The sequence below is a fragment of the Pseudomonas sp. RIT778 genome (assembly GCF_019718735.1).
Classification (GTDB): domain Bacteria; phylum Pseudomonadota; class Gammaproteobacteria; order Pseudomonadales; family Pseudomonadaceae; genus Aquipseudomonas; species Aquipseudomonas aphyarum.
Map to the genome: position 1 here is coordinate 236,815 of NZ_JAIHBA010000001.1, position 17,290 is coordinate 254,104.

Genomic DNA, 17,290 nt, shown 5'->3' on the forward strand with positions numbered 1-17,290 from the left:
TCATCCCTTGAAGAATTGATTGGCCTTGGCGTACGGCATCGAGCGGGAGGTAAAGGTGAACGTGCCGGATTGCTGGATCTCTTCAGCCGCGCGGAAAAACTCGCCGAACGCCGCCAGTGCCAGCGCCGAACCGGTGCTGATCCGCTTCACGCCCATTTCTTCGAGCTGCTGCACGGTCAGTTTCAAGCCGCCGGACATCAACACATTGACCGGTTTCGGCGCCACCGCGCGCACCACCGCCAGAACTTCTTCGGCGGTGCGCAGGCCCGGCGCGTACAGCACGTCGGCGCCGGCTTCGGCAAAGGCCTGCAAGCGGCGGATGGTGTCGTTGATATCGGGATTGCCGTGCAGGTAGTTTTCCGCACGGGCCGTCAGCATGAAGGGAAACGGCAAGGTGCGCACCGCAGCGACAGCGGCTTCGATCCGCGCCACCGCGTGTTCGAAGCAGTAGATCGGCGAGTCTTCCCGGCCGGTGGCATCTTCGATCGAGCCGCCCACGGCGCCCGCCTCGGCTGCGCGGATCAGACTTTGCGCCGATTCGGCCGGGGCGTCGGCGAAGCCGTTTTCCAGATCCACCGCCACCGGCAGATCGGTGGCCGCGACAATCGCCCGGACATTGGCCAGCGTATCGTCGAGACTCAGGCCGCCATCGGGCTTGCCCTGAGAGAACGCATAACCGGCGCTGGTGGTCGCCAGCGCCTGATAGCCGAGACTGGCGAGCATCTTCGCGGAGCCGGCATCCCATGGATTGGGAATAACGAAAATCCCGGGGCGTTCGTGCAGCGCTTTGAAAGTTTCGGCTTTACGGGCTTGGGCGTCCATCGGCAGGCTCCTGGGCAGGAAAAGAATCCGCCTCAGAGCAGGCCAAGTTGCTCGGCGGCGGGTTCTCTGTATAGCTCAGGCAAAGGTCGCAGGCCAGGCAAACGTTGCATCAGTTGTGCGTGAAAACGTTGCGCCAGCTTCGCCGCGAGGAGGTTGTCGGCGGTGTGCAGGAAGATGTACGGCGTGCGGCCCTCTTCGATCCACTCGGCGATCTTCGCCACCCACGGCACCAGGAACGGATCGTTGGCCTCAAGCTCCGGATGGCCGATGAAGCGCACCTGCGGGAATTGCGTGAACGCTGCCGGACGCGTCGGTACGCGGGGCTTTTTCGATTGTGCGTGGATCACCGACGATTCGGTGGACAGACAACTGAACAGCGCGCGCGGATCGAGACAGATGCGCTCAACGCCGCGATCCAGCAACAGCCGGTTGAGCAGTCGCTCACTCTCACCCTTGGCGAAAAACTGTTCGTGGCGCACTTCCACCGCCAGCGGACAATCCAGCGCATCGATGAATGCGGCGAGTTCCGGCAAGCGGTGCGGCGTGAAGCTTTTCGACAGTTGCAGCCACATTGGCGAGACGCGCTCACCGAGCGGCTTGAGTAACTGGAGGAAAGTTTCGGCGGCAGTCAGCTGATCGCGCAAGTCGCCGCTGTGGCTGATGTCACCGGGGAACTTGGCGGTGAAACGAAAGTGCTCCGGCATCACCTCGGCCCAGCGCTGCACGGTGGCCGGCGACGGGCTGGCGTAGAAGGTCGTGTTGCCTTCAACAGCGTTGAATACTTGGGAATAGAGTCCGAGGAAATCCGAGGTCCTGGCGTCTACCGGATACAGATACTCGCGCCAGGCGTTTTCGCTCCAGGACGGGCAACCAAGGTAGTAAGGCAGATCCATCAGATGTACAGATCGAGGCCCAGCACGTCTGCATCCCAATCGACAAAACCGGCGGTGCTCAGGTAGCTGGCCAGGGCCATGGCCACGCTTTTTTTCATCGCGCGGTGATAAATCATGTCTTGTTGGCGGGCGGGCAGATTGCTCAGGCGTTGCGCGGTGGCTTTGGCGGCACGGGCAGCCAATTGCTCTTCGGTCGGGAATTCCAGCTCGCCGTCGATATCGTCGACGGACTCATCCAGCGCCGGATTGCCTTTGCGAGGCTTGCGCTTGATGGGGTAGGAATGAGTGGAAACGCCGTCTATACGCATAAAGTCATGCTCGGTATCGATGATGGCAATTTAGCGGCACCTGACCGACTTAGCAAATCGCCGAGTGATAACTAGAACACATAAAAGACAAAAGGTTTAAAGCGAGGGGTTAGAAACGGACGATTGGCTTTGTTGAGGCAATCACTGAACTTGTGGGAGCGAGCTTGCTCGCGAAAACATGGATATGGTCACCATTGATGGTGACTGACCCACCGCATTCGCGAGCAAGCTCGCTCCCACAGGATCTCACATGGATCAGCGGGCTTTCGGGGTGGCGACTTTGTCGCGCAGATAAACCGGCTGGGCGTCGTCTGCCGGAATCGCCTCACCGCGTTCCCAGGCAAATCGCGCCAAGGTCAGCAAGTCTTCGGCATGGGGCAGCATGCCGGCATCGGAACCGCTCAGGTTTACAGCGATGCGCTCGCCATAACCCCAGCCGGTGCCGGCACCGAACCAGTCACCCGAAGCATCGTCCGGCAATGCGGCGACTTCCGGCGGCAGCACCGCCTCGGCGCCGACCAGACGCATCTCCCCGGCCGTCTCGCGGTAGCAGCCCCAATACACCTCATCCATCCGCGCATCGATGGCAGCCGCGACCTGGCTCACGCCATGCTCGCGATAAGCCCGTTGCGCCAGCACGGCCAGGTTCGACACCGGCAACACCGGGCGATCCAGTGCAAAGGCCAGGCCCTGCACCACTCCGATGGCAATCCGCACGCCGGTGAAAGCGCCCGGGCCACGGCCGAAAGCGATGGCGTCCACCGCTTGCAGGGTGGTGCCGGCGTCGGCCAGCAGTTGCTGGATCATCGGCAGCAGTTTCTGCGCATGCAGGCGCGGGATCACCTCGTAATGGCTCGTGACCTTGCCGTCATGCAGCAAGGCAACGGAGCAAGCTTCAGTCGCGGTGTCCAGGGCCAGCAAGGTGCTCATCGATGTGTCCGTAAATCAGGTGGGGAAAAAGTGCGCCAGTATAAACAACTACGGCCCGCAAGCGGGCCGTGGATGATGCAGCGGATCAGGTTTTTCAGCTCAGCGCTTCAAGCACCTTGGCGGTGATCGCTTCAACCGAACCGACGCCAGGGATATGGCTGTACTTCGGCTTGCCACCGTTTTTTGCGGACAGGTTCTGGTAGAACTCCACCAGCGGCTTGGTCTGCGAATGGTAGACCGACAGGCGATGACGCACGGTTTCTTCGGTGTCGTCCTTGCGCTGTACCAGCTCTTCGCCGGTGATGTCGTCTTTGCCGGCCAGTTTCGGCGGGTTGTAGACGATGTGGTAAACGCGGCCGCTGGCCTCGTGAACGCGACGACCGGCGATACGCTGAACGATTTCTTCGTCTTCAACGGCGATTTCGACCACGGCGTCCAGCTCGACACCGGCAGTCACCAGCGCTTCAGCCTGAGGAATGGTGCGCGGGAAGCCATCGAACAGGAAACCGTTGGCGCAGTCAGCCTGAGCGATACGGTCCTTGACCAGCGCGATGATCAGGTCATCCGACACCAGGCCGCCGGCATCCATGATGCTCTTGGCCTTGATGCCCAGCTCGGTGCCGGCCTTGACCGCAGCACGCAGCATGTCGCCGGTGGAGATTTGCGGAATGCCGAATTTCTCGGTGATGAACTTAGCCTGAGTACCTTTACCGGCCCCGGGAGCTCCCAGCAGAATGACGCGCATCGATGTGCTCCTCAATTTTTTATATAAAAAACAACGGATTCGCCTCGTGGGGCCAATCTCATAAAACGGGTCGTGGCCGCCCAAACGGCCAAAGGCTGATCAAGATACACAGCAGGCTGCGCCCACACAAGACGCCAAAAGTCGGAGAAACCGGCGCCCGCCGCGACCTTGCGACGCGGTTCCCCAAGTCGCAACCCCATCATTAACTGTCGCCTGACCGCATTTTTCCCACGGCCAATAAACGGCACCCGAGGTTCGCCCGGGGTGCCCCGCCCCACGCAGAAAACCTTAGCCGGTATTTCGCAAACCGGCGGCAATCCCCGCCACAGACACCAGCAACGCCTGTTCCACCGGGCTGCCCTGCTCGACATTCTGCTGCCGTGAACGCGCCAGCAACTCGGCCTGCAATAGATGCAGCGGGTCGAGGTAGGTGTTGCGCAGGCGGATGAATTCCAGGGTGTCTGGGCTATGTGCCAGTAGCTGCGACTGACCGGTCAGGCCGAGGACAACGGAACAGGCCTGCGACAATAGGTCGCGTAAGTGCGCACCCAAAGGCAGCAACTCCGGCTCCACCAGACGCTCGTCGTAGGACTGCGCGATATCGGCGTCGGCCTTGGCCAGCACCATCTCCAGCATGTCGATGCGCGTGCGGAAGAACGGCCACTGCTCGCGCATCTGCCCGAGCAATTCGCCTTCGCCGCGTTCCAGCGCTTTGCTCAACGCGGTTTCCCAGCCGAGCCAGGCCGGCAGCATCAGGCGAGTCTGGGTCCAGCCGAAGATCCACGGAATTGCCCGCAGGCTCTCGATGCCCCCCGCACGGCGCTTGGCCGGACGGCTGCCCAATGGCAAGCGGCCCAACTCCTGCTCCGGCGTCGACTGGCGGAAATACTCGACGAACTGCGGATTTTCCCGCACCACCGCACGGTAAGCGGCGACACCGTCGGCGGCCAGTTCATCCATCAGATGCCGCCATTCAGGCGTCGGTGGCGGCGGTGGCAACAGGGTCGCTTCGAGCACGGCAGCCAGATACAGATTGAGGTTTTGTTCAGCGATGTCCGGCAGGCCGAATTTGAATCGAATCATTTCCCCCTGCTCGGTGGTGCGGAAACGTCCGGCCACCGACCCCGGCGGCTGCGACAGAATCGCCGCGTGCGCCGGGCCGCCGCCACGGCCCACGGTGCCACCGCGACCGTGGAACAGCAGCAGTTCGACTTGCTGCTCGCGGCAGATTTCCACCAGCCGTTCCTGCGCCCGGTATTGCGCCCAGGCCGCCGCCGTGGTGCCGGCGTCCTTGGCCGAGTCGGAATAGCCGATCATCACTTCCTGCGGGCCTTGCAACCGCGCGCGGTAACCCGGCAGCAGCAACAGACGTTCGATCACAGGTCCTGCGTTGTCGAGGTCGGCGAGGGTTTCGAACAGCGGCACCACGCGCATCGGCCGCAGTACGCCGGATTCCTTGAGCAGCAACTGCACCGCGAGCACATCGGAAGCGGCACCCGCCATGGAGATCACGTAGGAGCCCAGCGAAGCGCCCGGCGCGGCGGCGATTTCCTTGCAGGTGGCGAGCACTTCGGCGGTATCGGCCGAGGGTTTGAAATGCGCCGGCAGCAACGGCCGACGGTTTTGCAGTTCGCGAGTCAGGAAGCTGATGCGCTGTTCTTCGTCCCATTCCTCGTATTTGCCGAGGCCGAGGTAATCGGTGATTTCGGTCATGGCCGCGCTGTGGCGGGACGAATCCTGACGCACATCAAGGCGCACCAGGAACAGCCCGAACGTCACGGCCCGACGCAGGCAATCGAGCAACGGCCCATCGGCGATCACGCCCATGCCGCATTCGTGCAGCGAGTTGAAACACAGCTCCAGCGGATCGAGCAGGTCGCGATTGTTGTGCAGCACATCCGCCGGGGCCGGCGTAGTAGCGGTCAGCGACGCATGGGCCCAGTTACGCGTGGCGCGCAGCCGTTCGCGCAATTGCTTGAGCACCGCACGATACGGCTCGGCACTGTCGCCGGCCCGAGCCTTGAGCGCTTTGCTGGCCTGCTGCATCGACAGTTCGGCCGCCAGGTGATCGACGTCACGCAGGTACAGATCCGCCGCCATCCAGCGCGCCAGCAACAGCACTTCGCGGGTCACGGCAGCTGTCACATTCGGGTTGCCGTCACGGTCGCCGCCCATCCACGAAGCGAAGCGGATCGGCGCAGCTTCCAGTGGCAAGCGCAAACCGGTGGCCGCAAACAGCGCCTGATCGGCCTTGCGCATATGATTGGGAATCGCCTGCCACAGCGAGTGTTCGATCACCGCAAAACCCCACTTGGCTTCGTCCACCGGAGTCGGCCGGGTGCGGCGGATTTCTTCGGTGTGCCAGGCTTCGGCGATCAAACGTTGCAGGGTGTTGTGGATCTGCTCGCGTTCGGCCGTGGTCAAGTCGCGATGATCCTGAGCCGCCAGTTGCGCGGCAATCGCGTCGTACTTCTGGATCAGCGTGCGGCGGGCCACTTCGGTCGGGTGCGCGGTGAGCACCAGTTCGATTTCCAGCCGCGCCAATTGCCGGGCCAGGGATTCGGCGCTGTGCCCTTCGTTGCGCAGGCGGGCGAGCAGTTCCGGCAGCACGCGGGATTCGAACGGCGCGGCCTGGGTCTCTTCCCGGCGGTGGATGAGCTGGTACTGCTCGGCGATGTTCGCCAGATTGAGAAACTGGTTGAAGGCCCGCGCCACCGGCAGCAGTTCGTCTTCGCTCAATTGATTGAGGCTGGCGCTGAGTTCGGCGTCCATCGAGCCGCGCCGGTCGGCCTTGGCGCCCTTGCGGATCTGCTCGATCTTATCGAGAAACGCCTCACCGTACTGGTCACGGATGGTGTTGCCCAGCAGCTCACCGAGCAGGTGAACGTCTTCGCGCAAGCGTGCATCAATATCGGTCATCAGCATCTCTCCAGCAGTAATCGGTGACGGATCGCAAGTGAGTGGATGAACAGAGAGTGCCGCTCTGGGACGCTTCTTACAAGCAGACGACGAAGGGACTTTAAACCTTGAGGGTTGAAGCTAGTCTCAACAGTAAGCCGCACAACGGCTTGCCGCCGGCTGACGCCGGACACTCACCAAGACCTGCCATGAGCAGGTGCGACATGAGGTTTTTATGAAAATCCGTGAACTCGCCCAGCATTGGGAAGAAACCGCCAAGGGTCGCCTGACCGATACCGGCTACACGATTCATCTGGATGTGGAAGCTGCCGCACGGCTGGCGGCGATCGCCGAGATGTACCCCAAACGCCACGCCGAAGAGCTGCTCGGTGAGTTGATCGGCGCCGCCCTCGAAGAGTTCGAAGCGAGCCTGCCGTATGTGAAAGGTTCGACCGTGGTCGCCACCGACGAGGAAGGCGATCCGTTGTATGAAGATGTCGGCCCGACCCCGCGTTTTCTCGCATTGTCGCGGCGTCATCTGCACGACTTGTCGGCGGCTGCCGGCAAGCAGAAACACTGACACAACAAAAATCGAAACGTGGGAGCGAGCTTGCTCGCGAAAGCGGTATGTCAGGCACTGTAGTGGTGACTGATCCATCGCTATCGCGAGCAAGCTCGCTCCCACATTGACTGTGTTCAGACTCAAAAAACGCACGCTTTATTACCCCGCGCGTACCACTCTCCCCCGTCAAAGTTCCCGGTTTAGAGCCTTGTCCAATTGGTCAGAATATTTTTTGGCGATGAGCCATCTTTTCTGAACTTTTGAAAAATGCCTTCGGTCGGAACAGGTAACCACGCCTGGAACGAGCGTTTCAAAACGCACTTGCACATGACGGTTGCGGCTCCGCTACCAGGATGGATTTCGAAGCTTTCAAGGAGTTAACCAATGGAGTTGAAGACCATGAAGACCCAAACCTCGTTTTCCCACCTGCGCGGTCTGAAACTGGCCGCTCTCGCCATCGGCACCAGCTTCGTGCTGGCCGGTTGCGCCGGCAATCCACCGACCGAGCAGTACGCCGTGACTCAATCGGCGGTCAACAGCGCGGTCAGCGCCGGCGGTACCGAATTCGCCGCCGTCGAGATGAAGCAAGCGCAGGACAAACTCAAACAAGCCGAAATCGCCATGCACGACAAGAAGTATGACGAGGCTCGCACATTGTCCGAACAGGCCGAGTGGGACGCCCGCGTCGCTGAACGCAAGGCTCAAGCGATGAAAGCCGAACAAGCTGTGAAGGATTCCCAGAAAGGTGTTCAGGAACTGCGTCAGGAAAGTCAGCGCACCGTGCAGTAAGCGCGCATCCCGACCGCAAGGCTGAAACTCTTATCGATAGAAAGGACGAACGATTATGCGTAAACAACTGATGATCCCCGCTCTCCTGGCCGCAAGCGTTGCCCTGGCTGCCTGCTCGACGCCGCCGAACCCGAACCTGGAACAGGCGCGCACCAACTACGCCGGCCTGCAGGCCAACCCGCAGGCCAGCAAAGTGGCAGCGCTGGAAACCAAGGATGCCAGTGATTACCTGGACAAGGCCGACAAGGCTTATCTGGACAAGGAAGACCAGCACAAGGTCGACCAACTGGCCTATCTGACCAACCAGCGCGTGGAAGTGGCCAAGCAGACCATCGCCCTGCGTACCGCTGAAGCCAATCTGAAGAACGCCGCCGCCCAACGTGCCCAGGCCCGTCTGGACGCTCGCGATCAGCAGATCAAGCAGCTGCAGGACAGCCTCAACGCCAAGCAGACCGATCGCGGTACTTTGGTGACCTTCGGTGACGTGCTGTTCGCCACCAACAAGGCCGACCTGAAATCCAGCGGTCTGGTGAACATCAACAAACTGGCGCAGTTCCTCCAGGAAAACCCTGATCGCAAAGTGATCGTCGAGGGCTACACCGACAGCACCGGCACCGCGAACTACAACCAGTCGCTGTCCGAGCGTCGCGCGACTTCAGTGCAGGTTGCACTGATCAAGATGGGCGTCGATCCGTCGCGCATCGTTGCCCAGGGTTACGGCAAGGAATACCCGGTAGCGGATAACACTTCCGTCTCGGGCCGTGCCATGAACCGTCGGGTGGAAGTGACCATTTCCAACGACAACCAGCCAGTGGTACCGCGTTCGGCCGTGAGCTCGACCACGCACTGATTTGCTGAGCGGTAAATGAAAAGCCCCGCCTGAGTGATCAGGCGGGGCTTTTTTTGTCTGACGCAGATTTACTCTTCGAGCTTCTGCGGCGTCTCCTGGCCCATGCAGCGCACGGCCTTTTTCTGGCTGTTGACCAGCACCCCGGTCAGGCCTTTCTGTTCGGTGTCGAACAGCACCAGCACGCCATCGATGCACTGCGCCACTTGCGGCGCCGGGGTCAGGGAGACTTTGTATTCTTCGCCGGGAATGGTCTTGAGCATGGTGAATTCGTTGAGCAGCAACGCATCCTCGGGTTTGGCGAAGTGCAGGTAGCCGTAGTACCACAGGGCGCCGACGGTGCCGAGGATGCTGCAGATGCCGGTGATGATCAGCGGGATGGCGTTACGTTCTTCACTCATTGCGGACTCTCTGGTGGTTCGTCTTCAGAATTCGGGGGTGTCGGATAATTCGGGATCTCGCCGAGGCGGCGCAGGCCGTTGAAGTGTTCGGGATCGTCAAGGTAGCGCAGCATCACCTGACGCCAGACCGGATCGCCGAAGGTCTGCACATGGCCGCCGCGAGTCAGTTGCAGCACGCGCGGTGGCGGCGCAGCTTGATACAGACGGATGCCGTTGGAAAGGGGCACCAGAGGATCGTCAAGGCTGTGGAAGATCAGTTTCGGCACGCCGTTGAGCTGCGGCATCGCGTTGATCGCACTGTCGCCATCCGGCACCAGCCACGACAGCGGCACCTGAAACGGCCAGGTCAGCCACGAAGTGCTGAGGGCGTATTGGCCGACGCTGCGGTAACTGGCAGGCACACCGTCGAGCACCAGGGCCTTGAGCTGTTTTTGTCTTTCCGGATGTTGCACCAGCCAATGCACGGCCATTGCACCACCCAAGCTCTGGCCGAGCAGGATCAGCGGTTTGCCTTTGACCTCAGGCGCCTTGTCCAGCCAGGCGAAGGCGGCATCAATGTCCTGATAGATCGCCGGCAGGCTCGGTTCGCCCTCGGACAAGCCGTAACCGCGATAGTCCACCAGCAGCACTTGATAGCCGTTTTTCGGCAGCCACCAGCTTCCGCCCAGGTGCATCGGCAGATTGCCGCCGTTGCCGTGCAGATGCAGCACCGTGCCCTTGACCTCGACCCCGGGCTTGGCCGGCAGCCACCAGGCGTTCAGCTTGAGGCCGTCCGCGGTGGTCAGGGTGACGGTGCGGTATTCGAGTTTGGCCTTTTCCGGGGTGAAGATCTGACCGGGCTCGGGATAGAACAGCAAGGAGCTGCAACCGCCGAGGGTCAGGAGCAGGCAAAGGATGCCGAGGATTCTCATCCGGTGAAACCTCGCAAAATTTTGAGTTGGAATTAGATCGTTCCCACGTCGAGGCGTCGAACCGTCCGCGTGGGAATGCCGCCATGGACGCTCCGCGTCCACTGTGACGCGGAGCGTCACGGGATGCATTCCCACGCAGAGCGTGGGAACGATCAACGTGGGAACGATCAATCGGTGTTGTTACAGGATGTTGGAGTAATCCGCCTCGATCCGGTCCAGGCTCAAGTGATTGAGGAAGTTGGAGAAGCACATCCACGCCGACAGCGCGTTCATGTCGCGGAACTGGTCCGGCAGGTACTTGGGCGGCACCACCAGACCTTCGTCCACCAGCTGACGCAGGGTTCGCATGTCCTCAAGCGTGGTCTTGCCACAGAACAACAGCGGGATCTGTTCGAGCTTGCCCTTGCGCACGGCCAACTGAATGTAGTTGTAAACCATGATGAAGCCCTTGAGGTAGGACAAGTCTTTGGTGAATGGCAGACCGGTCGGCGTCGATCCACGGAAAACCCGACTGGCGTTGCCGTAGCTTTCCGCCATCTCGAAACCCTGCTCGCGGAAGAACTCGAAGATCTGCAGGAAATCCGCGCCCTCCTCGACCATGTGAATGGCGCGGGTGCGGTTGGTCAGTTTGCGCAGGCGGCTCGGGTAGGAAGCGAACGCGATGATTTCCATCAGGATCGCCAGGCCTTCCTGAGTCACCGTCGACGAGGGCGGGCCCTTGGACAGGAAGGTGCAGATCGGCTGGTTCAAGCCGTTGAGCGTGGTGCCGACGTGCACCAGGCCTTCGTGAACCTCCAGCGCCCGCACGTCGCGGTCGTTGAACATCGCGTCGGTGCGGATCTTGATGTAGTCGGCACCCGCCGCCGCATCGGCGACGATACCGTCGGACTCGAACACGCGGATGGTTTCCTCGGCCTCGCCGAACACCTTGTTCAGGCGGGTTTGCAACAGGTGAACGGCGTCCTTGGCGGTAAGGGTCTTCGGTTCGTCCTTCAGATCGCCACGACCGTCGATGTTGTTCAGATAGTCCGACATCATCAGGCCGAGGTCGGCCAGGGTCGGGTCACCGGCGTGGAACGCGTCGGACGCGGCGCCGTACAGTTCCTGGGAGATCAGGCCGAAATCCTCGGTGCCGCGCGCTTCGAGCATGCGCACCACCATCCGGTATTCCTTGCACATGCGGCGCATGATCTGGCCGACCGGGTTGAACTGGCCGAGCTGGCGGGTGATGTCGCGCTCGATGTTCTGGAATTCCAGCTTGACCTTGCTCGAATCGAAGGACAGCGGCCGGTTGAGGTAGTAGTCGCGATCCACCGCCGGCAATTCCTTGCCCTTGGCCTTGAGGAAGCCCTTGCGGATGTTCTCGTCCCACTTGACCGCGTCGAGCACGCGGATCGGCGTCTGCGCCAGCACTATGCGATCGGACAGAATGCGTATCGTCTGCTGGTAATCGTCCACCCGAAACTCCTGTAGAAAACATGACGAACTGAATTATTTGGCTTTGACCTGATGCTGATAGCGCGCCGCTTCGACGAAAACGTCGGAATTGGCCGGGTCGTCGAGGTAAGCAAAGACCTTTTCAAGCGGGCTGTCGACCTGCACGCCCTCGCCGTCATCGGTCTGGAAGCCCTGGCCGTCGAGGGTCTTCTGGGCGATGGCCTGGTTGATCTGTTCGAGGTCGAGGTTGTAGATCACCAGTTCGCGCTTGTCGGTGATCTCGAAACCGGCAATGGTGAAGTGCCCGCCGTATTGCGCCGGCACCTTCGCCGACAGGTACCAGCGGTTGCCGTGGCGCGACACTGTGAACGGATAGGCTTCACGCTCGCGGGGTTTAGCTTTGAAGTACGCAACCGCCTGATAGCGATCGTTGCCCAGGCGCGTCAGCTCCAGATTCATCGGCTCGCCCCAGGCATTGGTGCTCGACCATTGGCCGAGCAGGCCCTTGGGTGCCGGTTCACTGGCGGGCAGCGGCTCCTTGAAGGTCACCAGACATCCGCTGAGCAGCAGGAACGACAAGGCGATCAGCACGCCACGCCAGGCTTTCATTCGACACTCCCTAGAACCTGAAACACCTTCCCCTGTGGGAGCGGGCTTGCTCGCGAAAGCGGTTTCACATTCAACACTTCAGTTGACTGACCCACCGTATTCGCGAGCAAGCCCGCTCCCACAAGGGACCTCCATCGGCCGGCTATCAGACCGACGCGAGTACCAGGTGCATATAGCGCGTCAGAATGCCGAGCATGTCCTCTTCGGCCAAAGGCTCGGCGTCGTTGAGCAGGCCCTGATATTCCATCCGTCCGATAATCGCCGTCAACACCTTGGCATCCTGCTGTGGCTCGCGCGAGCCCAATACCTGGAACAACTGGCAGGTGCCCTGCAACAGAATCTGCTGGTGGGAACGCACCAGTTCCGCCAGACGCGGGTTGAGCAGTGCTTCCTGACGGAACGCCTGTTCGGCCATCAAATGCTCGCGCCGGTTGACCAGTTGCCGGTGCACGTAGTCGGCCATCAACCGCGCGATATCGTCGGCCAGTTGCGACCGCGACTCCGGGCTGCCGTCACCGCTGACCACCATTTCGCGCAGCAGGCCTTCGTTGTTGATCCACAGCTTGGCCATGTAGGCCGCACTGCGTTCGACGTACTGGGCGAAGGTATCGGTGAGCAGGTCATCGATGTCCTTGAAGTAATACGTGGTGGCCGACAGTGGCACACCGGCCTCGGCCGCCACCGCACGGTGACGCACGGCCCGCACACCGTCGCGCACGACAATGCGCATCGCCGCATCGAGAATGTCCTGTCGACGCTGTTCACTGCCCTGCCGGCTGGCCTTGCGGCCCTGGTACTGAACACTTTCAGCGACCGCAGTGGCGATTCCCGCTGCACCCTCTTGAGCCATTGCACCGATCACGACAGGCATACCTCTGTTGTTTTCTTCAAAATTAACCATTTGATACGTTTGTACCAGACAGGCAATAAAAAGCCGCCCATTTCAGGCGGCTTTTTTATTGAAACACTTACGCTTGTGGCCGCATGTGCGGGAACAGGATCACGTCGCGGATCGACGGGGAGTTGGTCAGCAGCATCACCAGACGGTCGATGCCGATACCTTCGCCGGCCGTTGGCGGCATGCCGTACTCCAGCGCGCGAACGAAGTCGGCGTCGTAGTGCATGGCTTCGTCGTCGCCGGCGTCCTTGTCGGCCACCTGCGCCATGAAGCGCTCGGCCTGGTCTTCCGCGTCGTTCAGCTCGGAGTAGGCGTTGGCGATTTCACGGCCGCCGATGAACAGCTCGAAGCGGTCGGTGACGTTCGGGTTGTCGTCGTTGCGACGGGCCAGCGGCGACACTTCGAACGGATACTGGGTAATGAAGTGCGGCTGTTCCAGCTTGTGCTCGACCAGCTCTTCGAAAATCATCACCTGCAGCTTGCCCAGACCTTCGAAGCCCAGCACCTTGGCGCCGGCCTTCTTGGCGATGGCGCGCGCCTTGTCGATGTCGTTCAGGTCATCGGCGGTCAGATCGGGGTTGTACTTGAGGATCGAGTCGAACACCGACAGGCGCACGAACGGCTCGCCGAAGTGGAACACCTTGTCGCCGTACGGCACGTCGGTGCTGCCCAGAACCAGCTGCGCCAGTTCGCGGAACAGTTCTTCGGTCAGGTCCATGTTGTCTTCGTAGTCGGCGTAAGCCTGGTAGAACTCCAACATGGTGAATTCAGGGTTGTGACGAGTCGAAACGCCTTCGTTACGGAAGTTGCGGTTGATCTCGAACACTTTTTCGAAGCCGCCAACCACCAGACGCTTGAGGTACAGCTCCGGCGCGATACGCAGGAACATTTCCATGTCCAGCGCGTTGTGGTGGGTTTCGAACGGTTTGGCTGCGGCGCCGCCAGGAATGGTCTGCAGCATCGGCGTTTCGACTTCGAGGAAGTCGCGCTTCATCAGGAAGCTGCGGATGTGCGCGATCACTTGCGAACGGACGCGGAAAGTCTGACGCACGTCTTCGTTGACGATCAGGTCAACGTAGCGCTGACGGTAGCGCTGTTCGGTGTCGGTCAGGCCGTGGTGCTTGTCCGGCAGCGGGCGCAGGGATTTGGTCAGCAGGCGCACGCTGGTCATCTCGACGTACAGGTCGCCCTTGCCGGAACGGGCCAGGGTGCCTTCGGCGGCGATGATGTCGCCCATGTCCCAGGTTTTCACCGCGGCCAGGGTTTCTTCGGACAGGGTCTTGCGGTTGACGTAGACCTGGATGCGACCGGTCATGTCCTGGATCACCATGAACGAGCCACGGTTGAGCATGATGCGACCTGCAACCTTGACCGGGATCGCAGCCTCTGCCAGCTCTTCCTTGGTCTTGTCCGCGTACTGTTTCTGCAGTGCTTCGCAGTAGTTTTCGCGGCGGAAGTCGTTCGGGAAGGCATTGCCCTTGGCGCGCTCGGCAGCAAGCTTTTCCTTGCGCAGGGCGATCAGGGAGTTTTCTTCCTGTTGCAGGGCTTGCGGGTCGAGTTGTTGGTCGCTCATGTCTTTAAATATTCCATCACAGGTTCGTTGCCCCCGCCGATGACGGGGGACTTGAGGTCGGGTGAAAGCTTACAGGCCCGATTTCAGGCTGGCTTCCAGGTATTCGTCGATGTCGCCGTCGAGCACCTTGTCGCAGTCACTGCGTTCGATGTTGGTGCGCAGATCCTTGATCCGCGACGCATCGAGCACGTACGAACGGATCTGGTGACCCCAGCCGATATCCGACTTGGTGTCTTCCAGCGCCTGGGACGCCGCGTTGCGCTTCTGCATTTCCTGCTCGTACAACTTGGCCCGCAGCATTTTCATGGCGGTGTCCTTGTTGGCGTGCTGGGAACGTTCGTTCTGGCAGCTCACCACGGTGTTGGTCGGTACGTGGGTGATACGTACGGCCGAGTCGGTGGTGTTTACGTGCTGACCACCGGCACCGGAGGAACGATAGGTGTCGATCCGCAGGTCTGCCGGGTTGATTTCGATTTCCACCTTGTCGTCGATCTCTGGCGAGACGAAAACCGCGGAGAACGAGGTGTGGCGACGGTTGCCGGAGTCGAACGGGCTCTTGCGCACGAGACGGTGCACGCCGATCTCGGTACGCAGCCAGCCAAAGGCGTATTCGCCCTTGATGTGCACGGTCGCACCCTTGATCCCGGCGACTTCACCGGCCGACAGCTCCATGATGGTCGCGTCGAAACCGCGTTTGTCGGCCCAGCGCAGGTACATGCGCAGCAGGATGTTGGCCCAGTCCTGGGCTTCGGTGCCGCCGGAACCGGCCTGGATGTCCAGGTAGGCGTTGTTCGGGTCCATCTCGTGGCTGAACATACGGCGGAATTCGAGCTTGGACAGGGACTCTTCGAGACCTTGAAGGACTTCGACGACGTCGTTGACCGCGCCCTCGTCGTTCTCTTCAACGGCCATGTCCAGCAGCTCGCGGCAATCGGCCAGGCCACCGTTCAGTTCGTCGAGGGTATCGACGATCTGCGCCAGCGCAGCGCGCTCGCGGCCCAGTTCCTGGGCGTATTCAGGTTTGTTCCAGACTGCAGGATCTTCAAGCTCGCGATTGACTTCGATCAGACGCTCATGCTTTTGATCGTAGTCAAAGATACCCCCGAATAGTTTCGGAGCGCTCGGACAGGTCCTTGATGGTGTTCAGGATCGGGTTGATTTCCATGACGGGCAGCACTCGTTGGCGAACTTTTGAAAGCCGGCGAGTATAACGTAATCAAGCTGTCACGGCAGCCCGTCTGGCGGCTCTTGAGGCGAATGAACCTGATGGTTCATTCGATCCCCACCTGATTGCGCCCGTTGTTCTTGGCCAGGTACAGGCCGCGGTCCGCCGCCGAGATCAGCAGCCGGCAGTCGCTGCCCGACTCCGGCACCATGGTTGCCAGGCCGATGCTGATGGTCAGGCTCGAGCCTTCAGCGGGGGCATTGTGCGGAATCTTCAGCGCCGCGACCGTCTGGCGCAGCTTTTCCGCCACCAGTCGGGCCCCGCCCGGCGAGGTGTTGGGCAGCACCAGCGCAAATTCTTCGCCGCCATAACGCGCCGGCAGATCGGACGGCCGGGCACTGGCCTCGCGGATCGCCGTGGCGACCTTGCGCAAGGCCTCGTCGCCTTCGACGTGGCCGAAGGTGTCGTTGTAGGACTTGAAGTAATCGACGTCGATCATCAGCAGCGACAACTGGCTCTGGTCGCGCAGCGAGCGGCGCCATTCCAGTTCCAGGTATTCGTCGAAGTGCCGGCGGTTGGACAATCCGGTCAGGCCGTCGGAGTTCATCAGGCGTTGCAGGACGAGGTTGGTATCGAGCAATTGCTGCTGGCTGACCCGCAACGCGCGGTAGGCCGCGTCCCGTTGCAGCAACGTCATGTAGGAGCGCGAGTGATAGCGGATACGCGCCACCAGCTCGATGTTGTCCGGCAGTTTCACCAGGTAATCGTTGGCCCCGGCGGAGAACGCCGCGCTCTTGATCAGCGGGTCTTCCTTGGTCGACAGGACGATGATCGGAATGTCCTTGGTCGCCGGGTGATTGCGGTACTCGCGCACCAGGCTCAGGCCGTCGAGGCCGGGCATCACCAGATCCTGCAGGATCACGGTCGGCTTGATCCGCACCGCGTGGGCCACGGCCTGATGCGGGTCGGAGCAGAAGTGGAAGTCGATGTTCTCTTCATTCGACAGCCCACGGCGCACGGCTTCGCCGATCATCGCCTGATCGTCCACCAACAACACCATGGCGGCGTTCTCGTCGGTTTTGATGTCATCGATCTGTAAGTCATTCATGGGCGGTCACCTGAGTGCTGCGGGGGCCAGGATTGCGGATGGATGTGTTCATTTGGGGAAAATCTCCAGCAATCGTGGCGCTATCTTTTCCAGTGGACGGATTTCTACGGCCGCGTCGATGGCTGCGGCAGCCTTGGGCATGCCGTACACCGCACTGCTCTGCTGATCCTGCGCGATGGTCAGGTAACCCTGTTGGCGCATGAGCTTAAGCCCTTGAGCCCCGTCGCGTCCCATCCCTGTCAATAAAACCCCTACTGCGTCACCGTTCCAGTAATTGGCAACGCTTTCGAAAAACACGTCGATCGAGGGGCGGTAGATCTCGTTGACCGGCTCGGCGGTGTAGGCCAGCGTGCCGTTCTTGAGCAAGCGAATATGGTGGTTGGTGCCGGCCAGC

18 protein-coding genes are annotated in these 17,290 nt (G+C 61.1%); 3 read left to right on the plus strand and 15 right to left on the minus strand.

Annotation, left to right across the window (positions count from 1 at the left end; translation table 11 throughout):
* The 6 genes from K5E37_RS01155 to ppc all read right to left on the minus strand — a co-directional run bounded on the left by K5E37_RS01155 (window position 1) and on the right by ppc (window position 6,617).
* Window positions 1-822 carry an oxaloacetate decarboxylase gene (locus tag K5E37_RS01155; RefSeq protein WP_221532926.1) on the minus strand — a complete coding sequence of 274 codons (822 nt, stop codon included), beginning with the start codon at window positions 820-822 and terminating at the stop codon, window positions 1-3.
* Window positions 823-854: 32 nt separating this feature from the next.
* On the minus strand, window positions 855-1,715 hold the full coding sequence (locus K5E37_RS01160) for a DUF72 domain-containing protein (protein ID WP_221532927.1): 861 nt from the start codon (window positions 1,713-1,715) through the stop codon (window positions 855-857).
* Window positions 1,715-2,023, minus strand: a complete 309-nt coding sequence (locus tag K5E37_RS01165) for a hypothetical protein (RefSeq protein ID WP_007954720.1) — start codon at window positions 2,021-2,023, stop codon at window positions 1,715-1,717. The genes K5E37_RS01160 and K5E37_RS01165 overlap by 1 nt, the downstream gene beginning before the upstream one ends.
* A gap of 255 nt (window positions 2,024-2,278) precedes the next feature.
* Window positions 2,279-2,953 carry a tRNA (adenosine(37)-N6)-threonylcarbamoyltransferase complex dimerization subunit type 1 TsaB gene (gene tsaB / locus K5E37_RS01170; RefSeq protein ID WP_007954718.1) on the minus strand — a complete coding sequence of 225 codons (675 nt, stop codon included), beginning with the start codon at window positions 2,951-2,953 and terminating at the stop codon, window positions 2,279-2,281.
* A gap of 94 nt (window positions 2,954-3,047) precedes the next feature.
* Window positions 3,048-3,698 carry an adenylate kinase gene (gene adk, locus K5E37_RS01175; RefSeq protein ID WP_085609174.1) on the minus strand — a complete coding sequence of 217 codons (651 nt, stop codon included), beginning with the start codon at window positions 3,696-3,698 and terminating at the stop codon, window positions 3,048-3,050.
* Window positions 3,699-3,986: 288 nt separating this feature from the next.
* On the minus strand, window positions 3,987-6,617 hold the full coding sequence (ppc, locus tag K5E37_RS01180; RefSeq protein ID WP_221532928.1) for a phosphoenolpyruvate carboxylase: 2,631 nt from the start codon (window positions 6,615-6,617) through the stop codon (window positions 3,987-3,989).
* A 214-nt stretch (window positions 6,618-6,831) separates the two neighbouring features.
* Between ppc and K5E37_RS01185 the strand changes: the two genes are divergently transcribed.
* The 3 genes from K5E37_RS01185 (at window position 6,832) to K5E37_RS01195 (ending at window position 8,797) form a co-directional block, all read left to right on the plus strand.
* Window positions 6,832-7,176, plus strand: a complete 345-nt coding sequence (locus tag K5E37_RS01185) for a hypothetical protein (protein WP_011332654.1) — start codon at window positions 6,832-6,834, stop codon at window positions 7,174-7,176.
* Window positions 7,177-7,542: 366 nt separating this feature from the next.
* Window positions 7,543-7,947 (plus strand): DUF4398 domain-containing protein, encoded by a 405-nt coding sequence (locus K5E37_RS01190; protein WP_007954708.1) that lies wholly within the window; start codon window positions 7,543-7,545, stop codon window positions 7,945-7,947.
* A gap of 55 nt (window positions 7,948-8,002) precedes the next feature.
* On the plus strand, window positions 8,003-8,797 hold the full coding sequence (locus K5E37_RS01195; protein WP_085609173.1) for an OmpA family protein: 795 nt from the start codon (window positions 8,003-8,005) through the stop codon (window positions 8,795-8,797).
* A gap of 68 nt (window positions 8,798-8,865) precedes the next feature.
* Here K5E37_RS01195 and K5E37_RS01200 read toward each other — a convergent pair whose 3' ends face one another.
* The 9 genes from K5E37_RS01200 to K5E37_RS01240 form a co-directional block, all read right to left on the minus strand.
* Window positions 8,866-9,195 carry a hypothetical protein gene (locus K5E37_RS01200; RefSeq protein WP_221532929.1) on the minus strand — a complete coding sequence of 110 codons (330 nt, stop codon included), beginning with the start codon at window positions 9,193-9,195 and terminating at the stop codon, window positions 8,866-8,868.
* The gene (locus K5E37_RS01205) at window positions 9,192-10,106 is read right to left on the minus strand and encodes an alpha/beta hydrolase (RefSeq protein WP_127797039.1); all 915 of its coding nucleotides are present in this window, start codon (window positions 10,104-10,106) and stop codon (window positions 9,192-9,194) included. The genes K5E37_RS01200 and K5E37_RS01205 overlap by 4 nt, the downstream gene beginning before the upstream one ends.
* Window positions 10,107-10,286: 180 nt before the next feature.
* Window positions 10,287-11,564, minus strand: coding sequence for a flavohemoglobin expression-modulating QEGLA motif protein (locus K5E37_RS01210; RefSeq protein WP_129974054.1), 1,278 nt, complete (start codon window positions 11,562-11,564; stop codon window positions 10,287-10,289).
* A gap of 33 nt (window positions 11,565-11,597) precedes the next feature.
* Window positions 11,598-12,152: a hypothetical protein gene (locus K5E37_RS01215; protein WP_221532930.1), complete on the minus strand. Its 555-nt coding sequence runs from the start codon at window positions 12,150-12,152 to the stop codon at window positions 11,598-11,600.
* 145 nt (window positions 12,153-12,297) lie between these two features.
* Complete coding sequence (locus K5E37_RS01220) at window positions 12,298-13,002, minus strand: TetR/AcrR family transcriptional regulator (protein ID WP_011332647.1); 705 nt, start codon at window positions 13,000-13,002, stop codon at window positions 12,298-12,300.
* A 118-nt stretch (window positions 13,003-13,120) separates the two neighbouring features.
* Window positions 13,121-14,623: a lysine--tRNA ligase gene (lysS, locus tag K5E37_RS01225; protein WP_221532931.1), complete on the minus strand. Its 1,503-nt coding sequence runs from the start codon at window positions 14,621-14,623 to the stop codon at window positions 13,121-13,123.
* Window positions 14,624-14,692: 69 nt separating this feature from the next.
* A protein-coding gene (gene prfB / locus K5E37_RS01230; protein WP_102621447.1) for a peptide chain release factor 2 occupies window positions 14,693-15,788 on the minus strand; the annotation gives its coding sequence in 2 pieces (ribosomal slippage) (window positions 14,693-15,715 and window positions 15,717-15,788; 1,095 coding nt in all).
* 106 nt (window positions 15,789-15,894) lie between these two features.
* A complete protein-coding gene (locus K5E37_RS01235) occupies window positions 15,895-16,896 on the minus strand; it encodes a PleD family two-component system response regulator (RefSeq protein WP_039769610.1) in 1,002 nt (333 codons plus the stop codon).
* 48 nt (window positions 16,897-16,944) lie between these two features.
* A partial coding sequence (locus K5E37_RS01240; protein WP_311776176.1) for a chemotaxis protein CheB occupies window positions 16,945-17,290 on the minus strand: 346 nt, incomplete at its 5' end.

Bases quoted from the DNA above. Each gene is read 5' to 3' on its own strand.
- K5E37_RS01155 (WP_221532926.1), bottom strand. From the start codon at position 822: ATGGACGCCCAAGCCCGTAAAGCCGAAACTTTCAAAGCGCTGCACGAA.
- K5E37_RS01160 (WP_221532927.1), bottom strand. From the start codon at position 1,715: ATGGATCTGCCTTACTACCTTGGTTGCCCGTCCTGGAGCGAAAACGCC.
- K5E37_RS01165 (WP_007954720.1), bottom strand. From the start codon at position 2,023: ATGCGTATAGACGGCGTTTCCACTCATTCCTACCCCATCAAGCGCAAG.
- tsaB (WP_007954718.1), bottom strand. From the start codon at position 2,953: ATGAGCACCTTGCTGGCCCTGGACACCGCGACTGAAGCTTGCTCCGTT.
- adk (WP_085609174.1), bottom strand. From the start codon at position 3,698: ATGCGCGTCATTCTGCTGGGAGCTCCCGGGGCCGGTAAAGGTACTCAG.
- ppc (WP_221532928.1), bottom strand. From the start codon at position 6,617: ATGACCGATATTGATGCACGCTTGCGCGAAGACGTTCACCTGCTCGGT.
- K5E37_RS01185 (WP_011332654.1), top strand. From the start codon at position 6,832: ATGAAAATCCGTGAACTCGCCCAGCATTGGGAAGAAACCGCCAAGGGT.
- K5E37_RS01190 (WP_007954708.1), top strand. From the start codon at position 7,543: ATGGAGTTGAAGACCATGAAGACCCAAACCTCGTTTTCCCACCTGCGC.
- K5E37_RS01195 (WP_085609173.1), top strand. From the start codon at position 8,003: ATGCGTAAACAACTGATGATCCCCGCTCTCCTGGCCGCAAGCGTTGCC.
- K5E37_RS01200 (WP_221532929.1), bottom strand. From the start codon at position 9,195: ATGAGTGAAGAACGTAACGCCATCCCGCTGATCATCACCGGCATCTGC.
- K5E37_RS01205 (WP_127797039.1), bottom strand. From the start codon at position 10,106: ATGAGAATCCTCGGCATCCTTTGCCTGCTCCTGACCCTCGGCGGTTGC.
- K5E37_RS01215 (WP_221532930.1), bottom strand. From the start codon at position 12,152: ATGAAAGCCTGGCGTGGCGTGCTGATCGCCTTGTCGTTCCTGCTGCTC.
- K5E37_RS01220 (WP_011332647.1), bottom strand. From the start codon at position 13,002: ATGGCTCAAGAGGGTGCAGCGGGAATCGCCACTGCGGTCGCTGAAAGT.
- lysS (WP_221532931.1), bottom strand. From the start codon at position 14,623: ATGAGCGACCAACAACTCGACCCGCAAGCCCTGCAACAGGAAGAAAAC.
- K5E37_RS01235 (WP_039769610.1), bottom strand. From the start codon at position 16,896: ATGAATGACTTACAGATCGATGACATCAAAACCGACGAGAACGCCGCC.